Below are 14,587 nucleotides of genomic sequence, written 5' to 3'. Positions count from 1 at the left end.
TCGTCCGGTTCTCGCGAAGGCAGGGGCAGCCATGGCGCACCAGCACAAGACCTTCCAGGCGATCGAGGTCGGCGACGGCGGCGACGGCGACGGGTGGTGGGCCGCTGTGCGCGCGCCCACGGGCATGCGCGCGATGCCGGCGGTCGTCGGACATCCTGCCGGGCCGCTCGCTCAGCGCACGGGCCCGCGCGCCCACACCGTCCGTCCGGACGCCTGGGCGCCCGCACCCGCGAGGGGCAGCTCCTTCCATCCCCACGCACGGAACAGCTCTCCGACTCCGGCCGCCGTCGCCTCCTCGGTGAGGCCGGCCACCACCATGTCCAGGGACAGGCGGGAAAGCAGGAGCGCGCCGAGCCGGGTCGCGACGCCGCGGCGGCGTTGGTCGGGCAGCACCATGATCTCGCTCAGCGCGAACACCCGCCCGGACGCCGTGAGTTCCTCGGTCTGCGGCGTCACCTCGACGGGAAACCCGGCCCACCAGGACCCGTCGGGTTCCAGGGGATGGCCGTAGGCGCAGCCGACGAGGCCGGGCGAGTCGGCGACAGCCATGTCGAAACCGTCGTGCCGCACGTCCTGCTCGAACCGGCGCAGGAACCCGGTCCGGTCGCGGTACTCGCTCCCGGCGGCGCCGCGGTACGTCGCGACGTACAGGTTGGCGACGGCCTCCCGCTGCTGCTCGGCCTGCCACCGGGTGAGCCTGCGCAGGTACACCTCGGCCATCCGGATTCCCATCCCGGCTCCCTTCTACGCGGCCCGGCTCACCGGGCGGCCTGCTTGTGCGTGCTGCGGTCACGGCGGCGACGTGCGGGGAACCGTCCGCGGCCGCCGTCGCGGTGATCGTGCCGGACGGTCGAGGCGGCCGGCGGGACGGTGGGGGACGGCGTGGTGGCGCCGTCCGGTTCGCTCGTGGAGCGGCTGCCGTGCGGGGAGGGGCGGTAGGTACGCAAGGCGGTCCTCTCGGTGTGCGGTGTGTGCGGTGTGTGCGGAGGGCGGACGGCATACGCGTCGGTGTGCTCGGGGCCGGCGGGGCGCGCGCCGAACGGCACGCTCATGGCGGTCACCGCCCCGGGGCCGTGGGGAAGGGGCGCGCCGCCCGAACGCCGTCCTCGCCCGTCCGCGGCTTCCGCGCGCTCCTGAGCCGGTCGGGCGCGGCGTCGTCATGGTGGTGGTGACGTGCTCTCTCCGCCGCGAGGAGACCGGTGGCGGTCAGCGCGGGCCCGTCCGTGGCGCAGGCGGCGGTCATGAGCCGGGCGGCGCTCGCGGATCCCGTCTCGGGCGGGATCACCAGGAGGTCCATACGACTGGTCCCGTAGGACAGCAGCAGCACTTTGTGCGGGTCGAGTTCGGGGGTGAACCAGCCGATCTTCACCACACGGTCGTGGACGGTGACCTTGCGCGGGACGACGGGCCACAGCATCGGATTGACGGCGGCGCGGACGAGGCGGCCCCACAACGGATCGAGCGCGTCCGCAAGAGCGGGAAGTTCGGTCGGCAGATCGCGCGAACGGGGCCACCAGGCACCGTCGAGGAAACCGCTCGGCCGGGATTTCACCGCCACCCGGACGGCGGGAGGGGAAGGCGGCGGGACGGTACGGGGTGACGCGCCGAACGCGGTCATGATGTGAACCCGTCTTCGGGGCAAGCCGGCGGCCGTCCCCCGATGCCGTTACTCACCGAGGACGAGACCCGCGTGGATGCCGGAGTGCGAAGTGCCCTTGGTACTTCGACGGTACTCCTGCGGAGGCGGTCGGTGACAGGTCCGTCACCGGCCGCCCTGCCCGGTTCGTCCTCCGGACACGTCCTCGGTCGCCATCAGCGCCGTACCGGTGAGGCACAGGGCGGGGTCGGCCGCCGCGCTCATCAGCCGGGCGGCCGCGCCGGGTTCGCTGTGCGGTGGGACGACGAGCAGGTCCCAGCGGCCGGTGCCGTAGGAGAAGAGCCGGATCGTGTACGGGTCGAGCCCGGAGGAGTACCAGGCGGCCGTGACCGTGTGGTCCGTCGCGGGCACGGTGCTCGGCTCCTGCGGCCAGCTTCCGTGGTGGGACGCGATACGGGTCACGCGTCCGTGCGACGCGCCGAACGCGTCGGTGAGCGGCGCCAGTTCGGCGCAGAGGTCGTCGGTGCGGGGCCACCACGCGCCGCACACCGGCCCCGGCGGGAAGGTCGGCGGGCGCAGGGCCAGCCGGGCGGGCGGAGTGGCGACGAGTCCCCCGGAGCCGGCCGGACGGCGGCGTGCGATCGGTGCGTTCATGATGGACGCCCCTCTTCGGGCCGCTGCCACAGCGGGCCCGGTGTCGTGGTGCGCCGGAAGCGACGCCGAGCGGGGTCGGCGTACGAGAAGCCCCCGGCGCTCCCAGCGTACGTCTCGCGCAGACGGCCCCGTGCCCCACTCGTCCTCGGCCGGAACGGGCCGCCTGAGTCAGGCGAACTGCACGATGAATCAACGCACTTGGTGCTTAGCCGGGAGACAACCGGGTAAGTCACAGGCGCGTGCCCCCGGACCCGGGTGCGGTGCTGAAACCGCCGGACCCGCGATGCCGACAGCGCGGTTTCGGTGGCTTGTCCGCCTGGACAGTCATCACCGGGGCTCTCCCGCGCTCTGGCGTCACAGGGGACGAGCGAGGCAAGGGGACGCTGATGGGGAGCGTGTTTCCTTGCCGGGGCGGTCCCTGATGACGTTCTGAGGATTTCCGTCAGGGACCGTCCCGCAACCGCCGGAGTACGGTGGACGGGCCGGGGGTTCCTCGCGCATCGGCTCAGGAGCCCTTGTCGTTCTCGGCGATCGATGACACCGGGCGCGCTCCGGCCGCGCCCTGGACAAGGTCCGCCACATGGCATCGCGCGAGTTCAGGACGGCCGACGCACGGCCGTGTCCCCGCCCGCTGTTCCAGAGCCCCTCCCCCTGGGAGGCGGAGCGAGTCCGGTTCATGTCCCGCACTCAGGTGGCCGACCGTCTTCCCGAACTGGGATCCTTGTACGCGGCCAACTGCGGTACGGAGCCGTACGAGGAGGACGGGCGTACCCGGGTCTTCCTGCGACGTCTCCGGAGCGACATCCGGCGCCCGGGATTCGCCCTGCTCGTCGCGGAGAACGAGACGCTCACGGCGTTCTCCTACGGATTCCCCCTGCATGCCGGCTTCTTCGAGATCAGGGCGATCGTCGTGCCGCACCGGGTGCGGGCGCAGTCTCCGGGCCGGGACTGGAACCTGGCCCGCCGGCTGCAGCGGCGGCTGCTCCTCGACCACGGTCACGCCACCGGTCTCACGCTGGTCGACGGTGCCGATACGAGAACCCTGGTGGCGCTGCGGTCCTGGGGATGGCGGGACACCCCGCCGAGCCCCTACCGGGCGCCGCCGCGGGACGCGTGCCGTGTCCTGCTCCTCGGCCCCTGAGGGACGGGCCCGGCCGGGCCGGGGGAGGGAAACGGGTCCGAAGCGGCGCCGCACGCCCTAGTCGAGGCGTCGGCTCTCGATCACGTCCTGGGCCGTGCGCGACAGGGTCTGGTCGTGGCTGAAGGCGTGGGCCCGCAGGCGGGCCAGGGCGTCGTCAGGGCTGAGGTCGTACCTCGCGGCGACGACGCCGGCAGCCATGTGCACCACCGGAGGGTAGCCCTGCGGTCCGACGGAGGTGGGCCGGGAGTGCGAGGTGAGCAACCGGGGGTGTTCGTCGAGGGCGAGGAGGGCGAGGAGGCGGGCGTAGGCCGTGGCCAGCGCCTTCTGCGCGGCGGTGAACGGGCGGGGCTCGCACCGGTAGAGGTCGAGGGCACCGACATGGGCGTCCCCGATGATCAGAGGTGCGGCCAGGACGCAGCGGGCCCCCTGCTGGAGGGCGATGGGCGCGAAGACGGGCCATCGGGTGACCGCGTCGTTCAGGTCGGGAACTTCGACGGCCACACGCTTGGTGTAAGCCTCCGTGCACGGTCCTTCCCCTGCCACGAGTTGCGCGTCCTCCGCCAGGCGGGCGCGCTCGTCGGTGGCACAGGCGATCAGCCGCAGTTCACCGGCGACGACCAAAGTGGCGCCCGCGAAGTCGGCGTCTAGGTCGTCGGCGCAGGCCCGGCAGGCGGTGGCGAGTGTCGGGCCGCCGGCCGCGGCCGCGGCGCTGACGCGCCGCCACACCGCGGCGTAATGGTCATCATCCACTGGACGTCCCGGGCAGGTGGCGAGGAAGGGGTCGGTACTCGGCTGACTGACCTGGATCAGGGCCGCTGTATGGCGGAGGTGTCGAGAGTGTTGTCGATGAGCCCGCGGCACAGCATGGTCAGGGAGGTCCGGTTGGCCCGAGCATGGCGGCGCAGGGCTTCGAAGGCCTGGTCGGGGGTGGTCCGCCAGCGTTCGGCGAGGATCCCCTTGGCCTGCTCGATGACGATGCGGCTGGACAGAGCGGCCCGCAGCTGGGCTCGTTCGATGTTGCTGTGCACGAGGGAGCGCTGCTGAAGGATGGCGATGGTCGCCACGTCGGCGAGCGCCTGCGCCACCCGTGCGTCGGACTCGCTGAGGGTCTTGGCGCGGGCGTCGAAGAGGTTCAGCGCGCCCACGTTCTGCTGGCGCAGGCGCATGGGCAGGGCGTGCGTGGTGACGAAGCCCGCCGCCCGGGCCTGCTCGGCGAAGCGCGGGAAGTCGACGGTCTGCTCGGGCGATTCCAGCGCGATGTTCAGACGGGCGGTGCCGCTGCGCTGGGTTTCCACGCAGGGACCCTCGTCGGCCTGCACGGCGAAGAGTTCGAGCAGTCGGGTGTGTTCGTTGGAGGCGGCGATGAGCTGGAGGCCGCCGTTGGGGTCGGCGAGCATGATGCCGACGGCGGACACGTCGAGGAGCTCGTTGCACCGGCCACAGAGCTGGTGCAGGAAATCGATCAGGTCGAAGTCGTCGATCAGCGTGTCCACGGCTTCCAGCATGGCCGCCAAAACCTGTTCCTCGCGCATCATGGCCCGTCAGTCCCTTCGCCGGCGGCCGTTCCCGGCCCGGCCTCATCATCTTCGAAGCGCAGTCGTCTGGCCACCACGTCCTCGGCGACCTCCACCACGGTCCTTCCGTGGCCGAAGGCATAGGCCCGCAACAGCACGAGTGCCTGCGCGAGTGGCACCCCGGCCTGCACGCTGATCATGCCGGTCGCCTGGTGGACGGCGGCCCGGTAGAAGTCCGAACCGTCCTCCGCGGCGGCGAAGGCTTCCTGTGCCGGGCCGCCCGCCAGGAGCGCGGCGGTCAGGGCACCTGCCACGAGCCAGGCGCCGGTCGCCCTGTCGTCCGCCAGCGGCCCGGGAGCCCCTCTCTGCAGGGTCATGGTGCCCAGGCAGGCAGCCCCGACGTGCAGGGGGAGACAGAAGACCGCACCGATCCCGAGCGCCGCCATCTCGGCGGACAGGCCCGGCCAGCGGTCGTCCGGCAGACGGCGCACATCCGGTTCGAGGACCGGCGCGCAGGAGAGCGTGGTCTCCGGTCCCGGCCCCTGGCCGAGCGTGAACTGAAGATCCTCCAGCCGGGCGCTCACCTCACCGGAGCACCAGACCAGTTCACTCGGGCCCTCGCGCGTCACGACGGACACGGCGACCCCGTCCACCCCGAGGACCTCGGCACACAGACGCGGGTCCGCGCCCAGCAGACCAGCGATGTCCCGGCCTGGACGGAGACTGGCCAGCACCGCGGCAAGGCCGTCGTTGACCGACACCTTCCCACCTCCAGCCCTGCCGCTCGGAAGATCGCACTGCGGCGCAGGCACCCTTTCTCGGTAGTGGCCAGTCTAGACAGGTCTCGCGGAACGGCGTCGTACGCGTGGCGACCGCCCGGGCGCCTTCCGGGGCCCGCGGCGGGCCCCAGAAGCGGCGTAGGGTGAAGGAGCACGCTGCCCGAGACGACGCAGGATCGCCGTCCCTCCCTGACATTGGCTTCCGACCGGGGCAGCATCGGCGGTGAATGCCGGAGATCGGAAAGCCCGCCATGACCACCTCCGCACAGACGGTCGGCCTGCCCGGTCCAGCATCGGCACTCCGGTGACGGCCCCCCGCCCGGACGTCGCGGACATCGTCTCGCGCTACGCCGGCCGGCCTCATCCGACCCGGCTGGTCGGCGCGGCGTGCCGGGCGGCGCTGCGTGACGCGTACTCGGTGGGGCTGACGCTGGCGGCCGACGCCGCGCTGGCACAGCGGGTGTCGCTGTCCGCGGCGGGCCCGCTGGCCCGCCAGGGCGAATCCCTGCAGATCAGCCTGGGCGAGGGGCCGTGCGTTCAGGCGCTGCGTCAGCAGCGGCCGCTGCTCGTCGACGACCTCGACGTCATCGACACGACGTGCCAGTGGCCGGTGTTCGCGCTGCGGGCCAAGGAGAACGGCATCCGCGCGGTCTACGCCCTGCCCGTTCAGGGCGGTTCCGGGTCCGCCCCGCAGGCCGGTCTCGTGCTCACGCTCTACCGGGACCGCCCCGGCCCGCTGTCCGGCGCGGACCTGGAGGTCGCCCGCAACCACGCCATCGCCGCCGACCTGCTGCTCCTGTCCGCCCCCGTGCCGAGTGCGGAGAACCACCGCCACGCGTGGCTTCCCCCGACCGAGGCCGTGATCCACCAGGCCGTCGGTGTGATCGGCTACCGGCACGCCGTGTCCATGGAGGAGGCCATGGCACGCCTGCGCGCCCACGCCCTCATGCTCGACACGGATCTCGATTCCCTCGCCCACGCCGTCGTGCATGAGGGCCTGGAGCTCCCCGACCCGCCCGCCCCGGCCTCCGAAGGGCCTTCGCACGGCTGACGGCGGGGCTCGGCCGGTTCCTTACCCCGTCGGCGGGAGTATGGTCGGGGGCGAGGACCCTCCGTGTGTCGGTGCACCGAACCACTTGCGTCCTTGTCGTCTCCCTTTCAGGGCAGCCCAGGACCCCGGCACCGCCATTCTGCAGCGAGGTTCGAGGTCCCCGTCATGACGCTCATGCCCAACAGGCCCGCGACAGCTGTGTCGCCGGCCCCCGCTCCGAATCCACCGGGCGAGTACGACGGCGCGTCACCCTTCCCTCCGGACGGGCCCGCGCGCCGGCGAGGCGGCGGGGAGAGGGTGTACGTCACGGTGACCGCGGTCATCGTCGTTCTGCCGTTCCTGGCGCTGGGCGTATCGGGCTGGCTGTTGTGGGGCCGTCTGATCAGCACGGTGGACATCGTGCTGTTCGCGGTCTTCTACGTGCTCAGCGGTCTCGGCGTCACCGTAGGGTTCCACCGCGGTCTGACGCACGGCTCCTACCAGGCCGTGCGACCCCTGCGTACGGTGCTCGCGGTCGCCGGATCGATGAGTTTCCAGGGCGACGTCATCGGCTGGGTCGCCACCCACCGGCGGCACCACGCCTTCACCGACCGTCCCGGCGACCCGCACTCGCCGTACCGCTACGGGACGCACCTGATCGGGCAGGTGCGCGGACTCCTGCACGCACACGTCGGCTGGCTGTTCCGCAGCGACGCCACGTCGGCCGAGCGTTACGCCCCCGACCTGCTGGCCGACGTCGACATCCGCCGCGTCGCACGGGCCTTCCCGGTGCTGTGCCTCCTCACTCTGGCGCTGCCGTTCGGTCTTGGCTGGCTCATCGGCGGATCCTGGCTGTACGGGGTCACCGGCCTGCTGTGGGCGGGTCTCGTCCGCATCGCTCTGCTGCACCACGTCACCTGGAGCGTGAACTCGCTGTGCCACCTCATCGGGGAGCGCCCGTTCCGCACCCGGCGCCACGACCGGGCCACCAACCTGTGGCCGCTGGCACTCCTCTCCTTCGGGGAGAGCTGGCACAACCTGCACCACGCCGACCCCACGAGCGCGCGCCACGGTGTCGACCGCGGCCAGATCGACCCCTCGGCCGCCGTCATCCGTCTCTTCGAGCGTCTCGGCTGGGCCCACGACGTGCGCTGGCCGACGCGGGCCCGGATCGACGCCCGCCGGTCCTGACGCTCTTTGCCGTCCCTGAGTCACCCACGTCGACAGGAGCCTGATGGCTACCGCCCAGGAACATCCGCTTCCCTCTCATCCCCTTCTCCGGCTGTCCCTGGCGCCCGGCGGCGCCCTGCCCCGGGCCATCGACGGCGCTTGGTGGCCGCGTTCGTACGACGTCCTCACCGAACTGCCCCGGCTGTTGTCCGGCCTGCCCGCCACCTGGGGCGGCATCAGCAGCGTCACGGTCAACGGGGCGATGTGGTCGGCGATGCCCGGCCGGATGCTGGTGGCCAACCAGGTCATCCGGCTGCACCACAGTCCGGCGGCGCCGGGTCCGCCCACCATCGTCCTGCTCAGTCCCGGCCGGGGCCGCTGGGACCTGCTGGTCGTGCCCCCGGACGCGACGACGGAAGAAGCGGCGCTGCTCATGTCGGGCGCCGGGCGCGAACACGTCTGACCCCCTCGCGGGCGGTGGCCCCGCCGTCTTTCGGTCATCTCCGGCAGGGGCTGTACCCGCACGTCCTCGCAGTCCAACGCCTTGTGCGGACGCGCCCCGGCCGGGACGCCGCAGAGCGCCGGTGGCGGGATGCCCCTCCTGACCGCACGCCGATGCGCGTAGGCGTGGTTTCGTTGTTCCGGCCGGGACCGGAACGACTCGACGTACGCAGTACTCCTCGTACTGTGCGACGGGAGGACTCTGCGCATGCCTGCCGTACCGGCCCTCGTGCGCGGCTTGCTGGACGCCGCCGCCTGGCTGACCAGCCCGCTCACCCCGGACGACTATCTCGGACTGGTGAGCCCCCTGCTCAGCGCCCGGTCACCGGCGGGGCGGGTGACGGCGGTGAGGCCGGAGACCGCGGACGCCACCACGCTCGCCCTGCGGCCGGGCCGCGGCTGGGCGGGGCACCGCGCCGGGCAGTATCTCCCGGTCGGTGTAGAGGTGGACGGCGCATGGCAGTGGCGCACGTACTCCCTCACCTCGGTGCCGGGCCGGAGCGACGGACTCCTGACGATCACCGTCAAGGCGGTGCCCGACGGCACGGTGTCCGGGCGGCTGGCCCACCGGACCCCGCCCGGCACCGTCCTGCGACTCGGCCCGGCGCAGGGGGACTTCGTTCTCCCCGACCGTCTCCCGCCCCGCGTTCTGATGATCACCGCGGGCAGCGGTATCACCCCGGTCATGGGCATGCTGCGTACCCTCATGCGTCACCGGCCCCCGCACCCCGATGTCGTGCTGGTGCACAGCGCTCCCCGCGCCCGGGACAGCATCTTCCGCTCCGAGCTCGGCGAGGCACGGCGACAACTGCCCTGGCTGCGCTGTCACGAGCACCACACCCGGCAGCGCGGCAGGCTCACCCTGGACGATGTGGGTCGGCTCTGCCCCGACTGGCGGCAGCGCGAGACCTGGGCCTGCGGCCCGGCCACGCTGCTCGCCGCGCTGGAGGAGCACTGGTACCGGGCGGGTCTGGCTGATCGCCTGCATGTGGAGCGCTTCCAGATCGCGCCGGTCCCGTCCGCGAAGCTCGACGCCACGCCCGGCGGCCGGGTGGTGTTCACCCGTACCGGTGTTGAGGCCGTGCCCGACGCGACGACCCCCCTTCTCGTCGTGGGGGAGTCGGCCGGTGTGAGCATGCCGTACGGCTGTCGTCGCGGTATCTGCTTCGGCTGTCTCACCCCGGTGCGGTACGGACGGGTGCGTGACCTGCGCACCGGTGAGGTCCACGAACGGACCGGCCGGACGATCCAGACCTGTGTCTCGGCGGCGGCCGGACCGCTGGCCCTTGACGCCTGACCACCAAGGAACTCCGGCACGCCCAGCCATCAAGGAACCTCGCACGCTCAGAAATCAAGGAACCCCGTACGCCCAGCCATCAAGGAACCTCGTACGCCTAGCCATCAAGGAACCCCGTGATGATGTCTTCTCCGGCGCCCGTGGAGGCGCCACCCGACAAGGACGCAGGCAAGGAAGCAGGCAAGGAACTCGCTGAGGAGCTGGGCGCGGAACTCGACCAGATCCGCTCCGACGTCATCGCCGCGCGCGGTGCCGACGACGCCCGCTACATCCACACCGTGATCGCCGTCCAGCGCGGTCTGGAGGCGGGAGGCCGGCTGGCCCTGGCCGGTTCACTGTTCCCGCCCGCCTGGGCGGCGGGCACGGCGATGCTCTCCGTCGCCAAGATCCTGGAGAACATGGAACTCGGCCACAACGTCCTGCACGGCCAGTGGGACTGGATGGGCGACCCGGCCGTCCACTCGACGACCTGGGAGTGGGACTTCCTCACCCCCGCCGAGGCGTGGAAGCGCACGCACAACCAGCAGCACCACACCTGGACCAACGTCGTCGACCGTGACCGGGACCTCGGATACGTCCTCTTCCGGATGAGCGCCGACCAGCGCTGGCGTCCGCGCCACCTCGCTCAGCCGCTCTACAACCTCGTGCTCGCCCCGTTCTTCGAGTGGGGCATCGCGCTGTACGACCTGGAGCCCGACGCCGTGGCCGCGGGGCGCAAGACATGGCGGTCCTTCGCGGCCGACCTGGCCGGGCTCGCCACCAAGGCCACCCGGCAACTCGCCAAGGACTACGTGCTCTTCCCCTTACTGGCGGGACCCTCCGCCGTGCCGTGTCTGCTGGGCAACCTCACCGCCAACACCGTGCGCAACGTATGGACCAACACCATCATCTTCTGCGGCCATTTCCCCGGCGACGTCCAGACCTTCACCGAAGAACACATCGAGGGCGAGACGCAAGGGCAGTGGTACCTGCGCCAGATCCAGGGCTCGGCCAATATCGAGGGGGGCCGGCTCTTCCACGTACTCAGTGGGAACCTGGGCCACCAGATAGAGCACCACGCCTTCCCCGACCTGCCCAGCAACCGTTACGCCGAGATCGCCCCGCGCGTACGCGAGATCTGCGAGAAGCACGGCATCCCGTACGTCACCGGGCCGTTGTGGCGGCAGTACGGATCGACCTGGGGCCGCATCCTGCGCTTCGCCCTGCCGGGGCGTTGAGGCGCGGATCCCCGCACGCCGCCGGCGCGAACGGTGCGCCGGCGGCGAAGGCAACTGTCAGGGTGGGAAGGGGCTCTCAGGTGTGGGTCCACCGTTGGTTGCTGCCGTTGGAGCAGGAGTAGAGCTGGATCAGGGTGCCGTTGGCGGTGCCGCTTCCGACGGCGTCGAGGCAGAGGCCGGACTGGACGCCGACGATGGACCCGTCGGAGCCCAGGCGCCACTTCTGGTTGTCGCCGCCCCAGCAGCTGTAGATCTGGACCTTGGCGCCGTTGCCGGTGCCGGCGGCGTCCAGGCACTTGTTGCCGTAGACCTGGAGTTCACCGGAGGCCGTGTACGTCCACTGCTGGTTGGTCCCGCTGTGGCAGTCCCAGAGCTGGAGCTGGGTGCCGTCGGCGGTGCTGGTGCCGGGCACGTCCAGGCAGCGGCCCGAAGCGACGCCCTTGACCGGTGCGGAGTCCGCGGGAGGCGTGGTGGTACCGCCGTTGAGCGCGTTGAGGACAGCGGTGTAAGCGGGCTTCTTGCTGCCGTCGTTGTTGAACAGCAGCGGCGTGTCCTGCGATCGCCAGGAGTCGCTGTCGCGCACACCCCAGACGGTGATGCCGAGGCAGCGCGAGACAGCCAGGCAGTCGTTGGTCACGCTGGCGTAGGTCGAGGACGAGGCGCCCTGGATGTCGAGCTCGGTGATGGCCACGTCGACGCCGAGGGCGGCGAAGTTCTGCAGGGTGGTACGGAAGTTGCTGTTGTACGGGCTGCCGCTGTTGAAGTGCGACTGGAACCCGACGCAGTCGATCGGCACGCCGCGCTGCTTGAAGTCCTTGACCATGTTGTACATGGCCTGGGTCTTGGCCCAGGTCCAGTTCTCGACGTTGTAGTCGTTGTAGCAGAGCTTGGCGGCCGGGTCGGCGGCGCGCGCGGTGCGGAAGGCGACCTCGATCCAGTCGTTGCCGGTGCGCTGCAGGTTGGAGTCGCGGCGGGCCCCTGAACTGCCGTCCTCGAAAGCCTCGTTGACCACGTCCCACTGGGCGATCTTGCCCTTGTAGTGCCCCATCACGCCGTTGATGTGGCTGATCATCGCCTGGCGCAGCGTGCTGCCGCTGAGGCTCTGCATCCAGCCGGGCTGCTGGGAGTGCCAGGCCAGGGTGTGGCCGCGCACCTGCTTGCCGTTCTGCACCGCCCAGTTGTAGACGCGGTCGGCGGCTTGGAAGTTGAACTGGCCCCGCTGCGGTTCGGTGGCGTCGATCTTCATCTCGTTCTCGGCCGTCACCATGTTGAACTCGCGGTTCGCGATCGAGGTGTACGCCGAGTCACCGAGCTTGCCCGAGGCGATGGCGGTGCCGAAGTACCGGCCGCTCTGCGCCGCCGCGGCGCCGAGCGTGCTCTCGGCGGCGTGCGCGGCCGGTGGGGTGACCAACGCGGTGACCACGCCGAGGACGCCGACGACCAGCGCAAGGAGCAGACTTCGGATCTTCGGCCGGACAGCGGGTCTGCGGAGGGCGTACGAGCCCATGACAGTGCCTCCAAAGTAGACGTCACGGAAAGACTGAAGCGCGGGAAACGGCGTCAGCGGGTTTCACCCGGTGGACGGACGGGGGCCCGGAACGCGGGCCGCGCGGAAAGACGACGGTTCGAGATATCGGACTGTGGTCGGCTGTTCAGACGGGAATGATTGGGGATTGACGGTGGATCGTCAATACAGTGCGGAGAAGTTTCTGTTACTCGCCCGAAACTTCCGGTCTCCCTGTTCGCTCCCTCATGAGGGCCCCAACTGGCAGAGCGGAAGCGAATTGTGGGCAGAACTGCAGCGGCTCTTGACCGCAGGGCTCCGCATTCCTACCTTGTGGCAGTCGAAGATTCGGAGAACTCTTCGAAACTCTTTCGAGGTGAGATTCGGCCGCTGGTACGGCCGCCCCGCGGTTCGGCGGGGTCACCTCGCCCGCCCCCACAGGAAGGTTCCTCGATGTGGTTACGCCACGCGTCCCCCGTTCGACCAAGACGGTTGCTCGCCGTCCTTTCGCCCCTGCTGCTGTTGGCCGCCTACCTCGGCGCCCAGCCGGCCGAGGCGGCCACCGTCGACCCCAACGCCTCCTATGTGCTGGTCAACCGCAACAGCGGTAAGGCCCTCGACGTCTACAACATGGCGACCGGCGACGGCGCCCGCATCACCCAGTGGGCGAGGAACGACCAGAACCAGCAGCAGTGGCAGTTCGTCGACGCCGGTGACGGCTACTACCGGATCAGATCCCGCCACTCCGGCAAGGTCCTCGACGTCCACAACTGGTCCACCGCGAACGGCGGATCGATCGTCCAGTGGTCCGACCTGAACGCCACCAACCAGCAGTGGCGACTGGCCGACAGCCCGGACGGCTACGTGCGGCTCATCTCACGCCACAGCAACAAGGCTCTCGAGGTCCAGGGCGCCTCCACCGCCGACAACGCCAACGTCGTCCAGTACGACGACTGGGGCGGCACCAACCAGCAGTGGCAGCTCGTCAAGGTCGGCGGCGAGAACCCCGGAACATGTGAACTCCCGTCGGCCTACCGCTGGACATCGACGGGCGCGCTGGCGCAGCCCAGGTCGGGTTGGGTATCGCTCAAGGACTTCACCGTCGCCCCCTACAACGGCAGGCAACTCGTCTACGCGACGACGCACGACACGGGGACGAGCTGGGGCTCGATGAACTTCACCCCGTTCACCGACTGGTCGCAGATGGCCTCGGTCGGCCAGAACGCGATGTCGTCGTCGACCGTCGCACCCTCGCTCTTCTACTTCGCGCCGAAGAACATCTGGGTGCTCACCTACCAATGGGGCGGGAGCGCGTTCTCGTACCGGACGTCGAGCGACCCCACCAACCCCAATGGCTGGTCTTCCCCGCAGGTGCTCTTCTCCGGAAGCATCTCCGGCTCCGGGACGGGGCCCATCGACCAGACGATCATCGGTGACGGTACGAACATGTACCTGTTCTTCGCCGGGGACAACGGCAAGATCTACCGGGCGAGCATGCCGATCGGGAACTTCCCGGGCAGCTTCGGCGCGACGTCGACCGTCGTCATGAGCGATACGACGAACAACCTGTTCGAAGCGCCGCAGGTCTACAAGCTGCAGGGGCAGAACCGCTACCTCATGATCGTCGAGGCGATCGGCTCGCAGGGCCGCTACTTCCGCTCGTTCACGGCGACCAGTCTGAACGGTTCCTGGACGCCGCAGGCCGCGACCGAGAGCAACCCCTTCGCCGGCAAGGCCAACAGCGGTGCCTCCTGGACCAACGACATCAGCCACGGCGAACTGCTCCGTACCGGCCCCGACCAGACCATGACCGTCGACCCCTGCCATCTGCAACTGCTCTACCAGGGGCGCAGCCCCAACTCCGGCGGTGACTACGGCCTCCTGCCCTACCGTCCGGGTCTGCTGACTCTGCAGCGCTGACGGCGTGACACCGTTACGGCTCCGGTACGGAGCCGGCGGGGCGGGCTCGGCGGCGGCCGAGCCCGCCCCGCACACGCGCGAACGACAGCGACGGTGGCTGTGCCTCCTTGCCCGTGGGGCCGGTGAGCGGAGGGCGTCACAGTGGTGCGCGCTGTCTGTAGCCGGGTCGTCACTGCAGGTGGGCGGGGATCTGTTCGCGCGGTTTCCTCGCCCGGACCGGTTCGACGGATGGCGGTTGAGGTGTTCCACTGGTGGTGGCGTCA

At 70.7% G+C, this 14,587-nt stretch carries 15 protein-coding genes; 7 read left to right on the top strand and 8 right to left on the bottom strand.

Annotation, left to right across the window (positions count from 1 at the left end):
• Window positions 1-171 precede the first annotated feature (171 nt).
• The 4 genes from ACH4RC_RS28265 to ACH4RC_RS28250 form a co-directional block, all read right to left on the bottom strand.
• Entirely contained in the window at window positions 172-732 is a 561-nt protein-coding gene (locus tag ACH4RC_RS28265) for a hypothetical protein (protein ID WP_398205917.1), read from the bottom strand.
• Window positions 733-758: 26 nt separating this feature from the next.
• Window positions 759-1,052: a hypothetical protein gene (locus ACH4RC_RS28260; RefSeq protein WP_398205916.1), complete on the bottom strand. Its 294-nt coding sequence runs from the start codon at window positions 1,050-1,052 to the stop codon at window positions 759-761.
• 5 nt (window positions 1,053-1,057) lie between these two features.
• Window positions 1,058-1,618: a DUF5994 family protein gene (locus ACH4RC_RS28255; protein WP_398205914.1), complete on the bottom strand. Its 561-nt coding sequence runs from the start codon at window positions 1,616-1,618 to the stop codon at window positions 1,058-1,060.
• A 144-nt stretch (window positions 1,619-1,762) separates the two neighbouring features.
• Complete coding sequence (locus ACH4RC_RS28250) at window positions 1,763-2,251, bottom strand: DUF5994 family protein (RefSeq protein ID WP_398205912.1); 489 nt, start codon at window positions 2,249-2,251, stop codon at window positions 1,763-1,765.
• Between the two features lie 676 nt (window positions 2,252-2,927).
• Here ACH4RC_RS28250 and ACH4RC_RS28245 point away from each other — a divergent pair.
• Window positions 2,928-3,392, top strand: coding sequence for a hypothetical protein (locus ACH4RC_RS28245; protein ID WP_398205910.1), 465 nt, complete (start codon window positions 2,928-2,930; stop codon window positions 3,390-3,392).
• Window positions 3,393-3,449: 57 nt separating this feature from the next.
• On the opposite strand, the gene ACH4RC_RS28240 is transcribed toward ACH4RC_RS28245, so the two are convergent.
• The 3 genes from ACH4RC_RS28240 to ACH4RC_RS28230 are packed head-to-tail and all read right to left on the bottom strand — an operon-like array spanning window position 3,450 to window position 5,667.
• The gene (locus ACH4RC_RS28240; RefSeq protein ID WP_398205908.1) at window positions 3,450-4,142 is read right to left on the bottom strand and encodes a GAF and ANTAR domain-containing protein; all 693 of its coding nucleotides are present in this window, start codon (window positions 4,140-4,142) and stop codon (window positions 3,450-3,452) included.
• Window positions 4,143-4,198: 56 nt separating this feature from the next.
• A complete protein-coding gene (locus ACH4RC_RS28235) occupies window positions 4,199-4,897 on the bottom strand; it encodes a GAF and ANTAR domain-containing protein (protein WP_398205907.1) in 699 nt (232 codons plus the stop codon).
• 26 nt (window positions 4,898-4,923) lie between these two features.
• Window positions 4,924-5,667 carry a GAF domain-containing protein gene (locus tag ACH4RC_RS28230; RefSeq protein ID WP_398205905.1) on the bottom strand — a complete coding sequence of 248 codons (744 nt, stop codon included), beginning with the start codon at window positions 5,665-5,667 and terminating at the stop codon, window positions 4,924-4,926.
• A 322-nt stretch (window positions 5,668-5,989) separates the two neighbouring features.
• On the opposite strand from ACH4RC_RS28230, the gene ACH4RC_RS28225 reads away from it, so the two are divergent.
• From ACH4RC_RS28225 to ACH4RC_RS28205, 5 genes are all read left to right on the top strand, one after another.
• Entirely contained in the window at window positions 5,990-6,736 is a 747-nt protein-coding gene (locus ACH4RC_RS28225) for a GAF and ANTAR domain-containing protein (RefSeq protein WP_398205903.1), read from the top strand.
• Between the two features lie 174 nt (window positions 6,737-6,910).
• On the top strand, window positions 6,911-7,906 hold the full coding sequence (locus tag ACH4RC_RS28220) for an acyl-CoA desaturase (RefSeq protein ID WP_398206024.1): 996 nt from the start codon (window positions 6,911-6,913) through the stop codon (window positions 7,904-7,906).
• A gap of 43 nt (window positions 7,907-7,949) precedes the next feature.
• Entirely contained in the window at window positions 7,950-8,348 is a 399-nt protein-coding gene (locus ACH4RC_RS28215) for a DUF5994 family protein (protein WP_398205901.1), read from the top strand.
• Between the two features lie 246 nt (window positions 8,349-8,594).
• Window positions 8,595-9,683, top strand: a complete 1,089-nt coding sequence (locus tag ACH4RC_RS28210; protein WP_398205899.1) for a ferredoxin reductase — start codon at window positions 8,595-8,597, stop codon at window positions 9,681-9,683.
• 119 nt (window positions 9,684-9,802) lie between these two features.
• The gene (locus ACH4RC_RS28205; RefSeq protein ID WP_398205897.1) at window positions 9,803-10,900 is read left to right on the top strand and encodes a fatty acid desaturase family protein; all 1,098 of its coding nucleotides are present in this window, start codon (window positions 9,803-9,805) and stop codon (window positions 10,898-10,900) included.
• A gap of 76 nt (window positions 10,901-10,976) precedes the next feature.
• On the opposite strand, the gene ACH4RC_RS28200 is transcribed toward ACH4RC_RS28205, so the two are convergent.
• The gene (locus ACH4RC_RS28200) at window positions 10,977-12,407 is read right to left on the bottom strand and encodes an endo-1,4-beta-xylanase (protein ID WP_398205895.1); all 1,431 of its coding nucleotides are present in this window, start codon (window positions 12,405-12,407) and stop codon (window positions 10,977-10,979) included.
• 450 nt (window positions 12,408-12,857) lie between these two features.
• Between ACH4RC_RS28200 and ACH4RC_RS28195 the strand changes: the two genes are divergently transcribed.
• The gene (locus ACH4RC_RS28195; protein ID WP_398205894.1) at window positions 12,858-14,324 is read left to right on the top strand and encodes a non-reducing end alpha-L-arabinofuranosidase family hydrolase; all 1,467 of its coding nucleotides are present in this window, start codon (window positions 12,858-12,860) and stop codon (window positions 14,322-14,324) included.
• The last annotated feature ends 263 nt before the right edge of the window (window positions 14,325-14,587 follow it).

Source organism: Streptomyces sp. NPDC016845 (genome assembly GCF_044332585.1).
Taxonomy (GTDB): domain Bacteria; phylum Actinomycetota; class Actinomycetes; order Streptomycetales; family Streptomycetaceae; genus Streptomyces.
Note: the sequence above shows the minus strand (reverse complement) of the source record. Positions and strands in the feature narration are given on the sequence as shown.

What these genes read in the sequence shown, in the direction of transcription:
- ACH4RC_RS28265 (WP_398205917.1), bottom strand. Translation starts at nt 732, where the DNA reads ATGGGAATCCGGATGGCCGAGGTGTACCTGCGCAGGCTCACCCGGTGG.
- ACH4RC_RS28260 (WP_398205916.1), bottom strand. Translation starts at nt 1,052, where the DNA reads ATGAGCGTGCCGTTCGGCGCGCGCCCCGCCGGCCCCGAGCACACCGAC.
- ACH4RC_RS28255 (WP_398205914.1), bottom strand. Translation starts at nt 1,618, where the DNA reads ATGACCGCGTTCGGCGCGTCACCCCGTACCGTCCCGCCGCCTTCCCCT.
- ACH4RC_RS28250 (WP_398205912.1), bottom strand. Translation starts at nt 2,251, where the DNA reads ATGAACGCACCGATCGCACGCCGCCGTCCGGCCGGCTCCGGGGGACTC.
- ACH4RC_RS28245 (WP_398205910.1), top strand. Translation starts at nt 2,928, where the DNA reads ATGTCCCGCACTCAGGTGGCCGACCGTCTTCCCGAACTGGGATCCTTG.
- ACH4RC_RS28235 (WP_398205907.1), bottom strand. Translation starts at nt 4,897, where the DNA reads ATGCTGGAAGCCGTGGACACGCTGATCGACGACTTCGACCTGATCGAT.
- ACH4RC_RS28220 (WP_398206024.1), top strand. Translation starts at nt 6,911, where the DNA reads ATGCCCAACAGGCCCGCGACAGCTGTGTCGCCGGCCCCCGCTCCGAAT.
- ACH4RC_RS28215 (WP_398205901.1), top strand. Translation starts at nt 7,950, where the DNA reads ATGGCTACCGCCCAGGAACATCCGCTTCCCTCTCATCCCCTTCTCCGG.
- ACH4RC_RS28210 (WP_398205899.1), top strand. Translation starts at nt 8,595, where the DNA reads ATGCCTGCCGTACCGGCCCTCGTGCGCGGCTTGCTGGACGCCGCCGCC.
- ACH4RC_RS28205 (WP_398205897.1), top strand. Translation starts at nt 9,803, where the DNA reads ATGATGTCTTCTCCGGCGCCCGTGGAGGCGCCACCCGACAAGGACGCA.
- ACH4RC_RS28200 (WP_398205895.1), bottom strand. Translation starts at nt 12,407, where the DNA reads ATGGGCTCGTACGCCCTCCGCAGACCCGCTGTCCGGCCGAAGATCCGA.
- ACH4RC_RS28195 (WP_398205894.1), top strand. Translation starts at nt 12,858, where the DNA reads ATGTGGTTACGCCACGCGTCCCCCGTTCGACCAAGACGGTTGCTCGCC.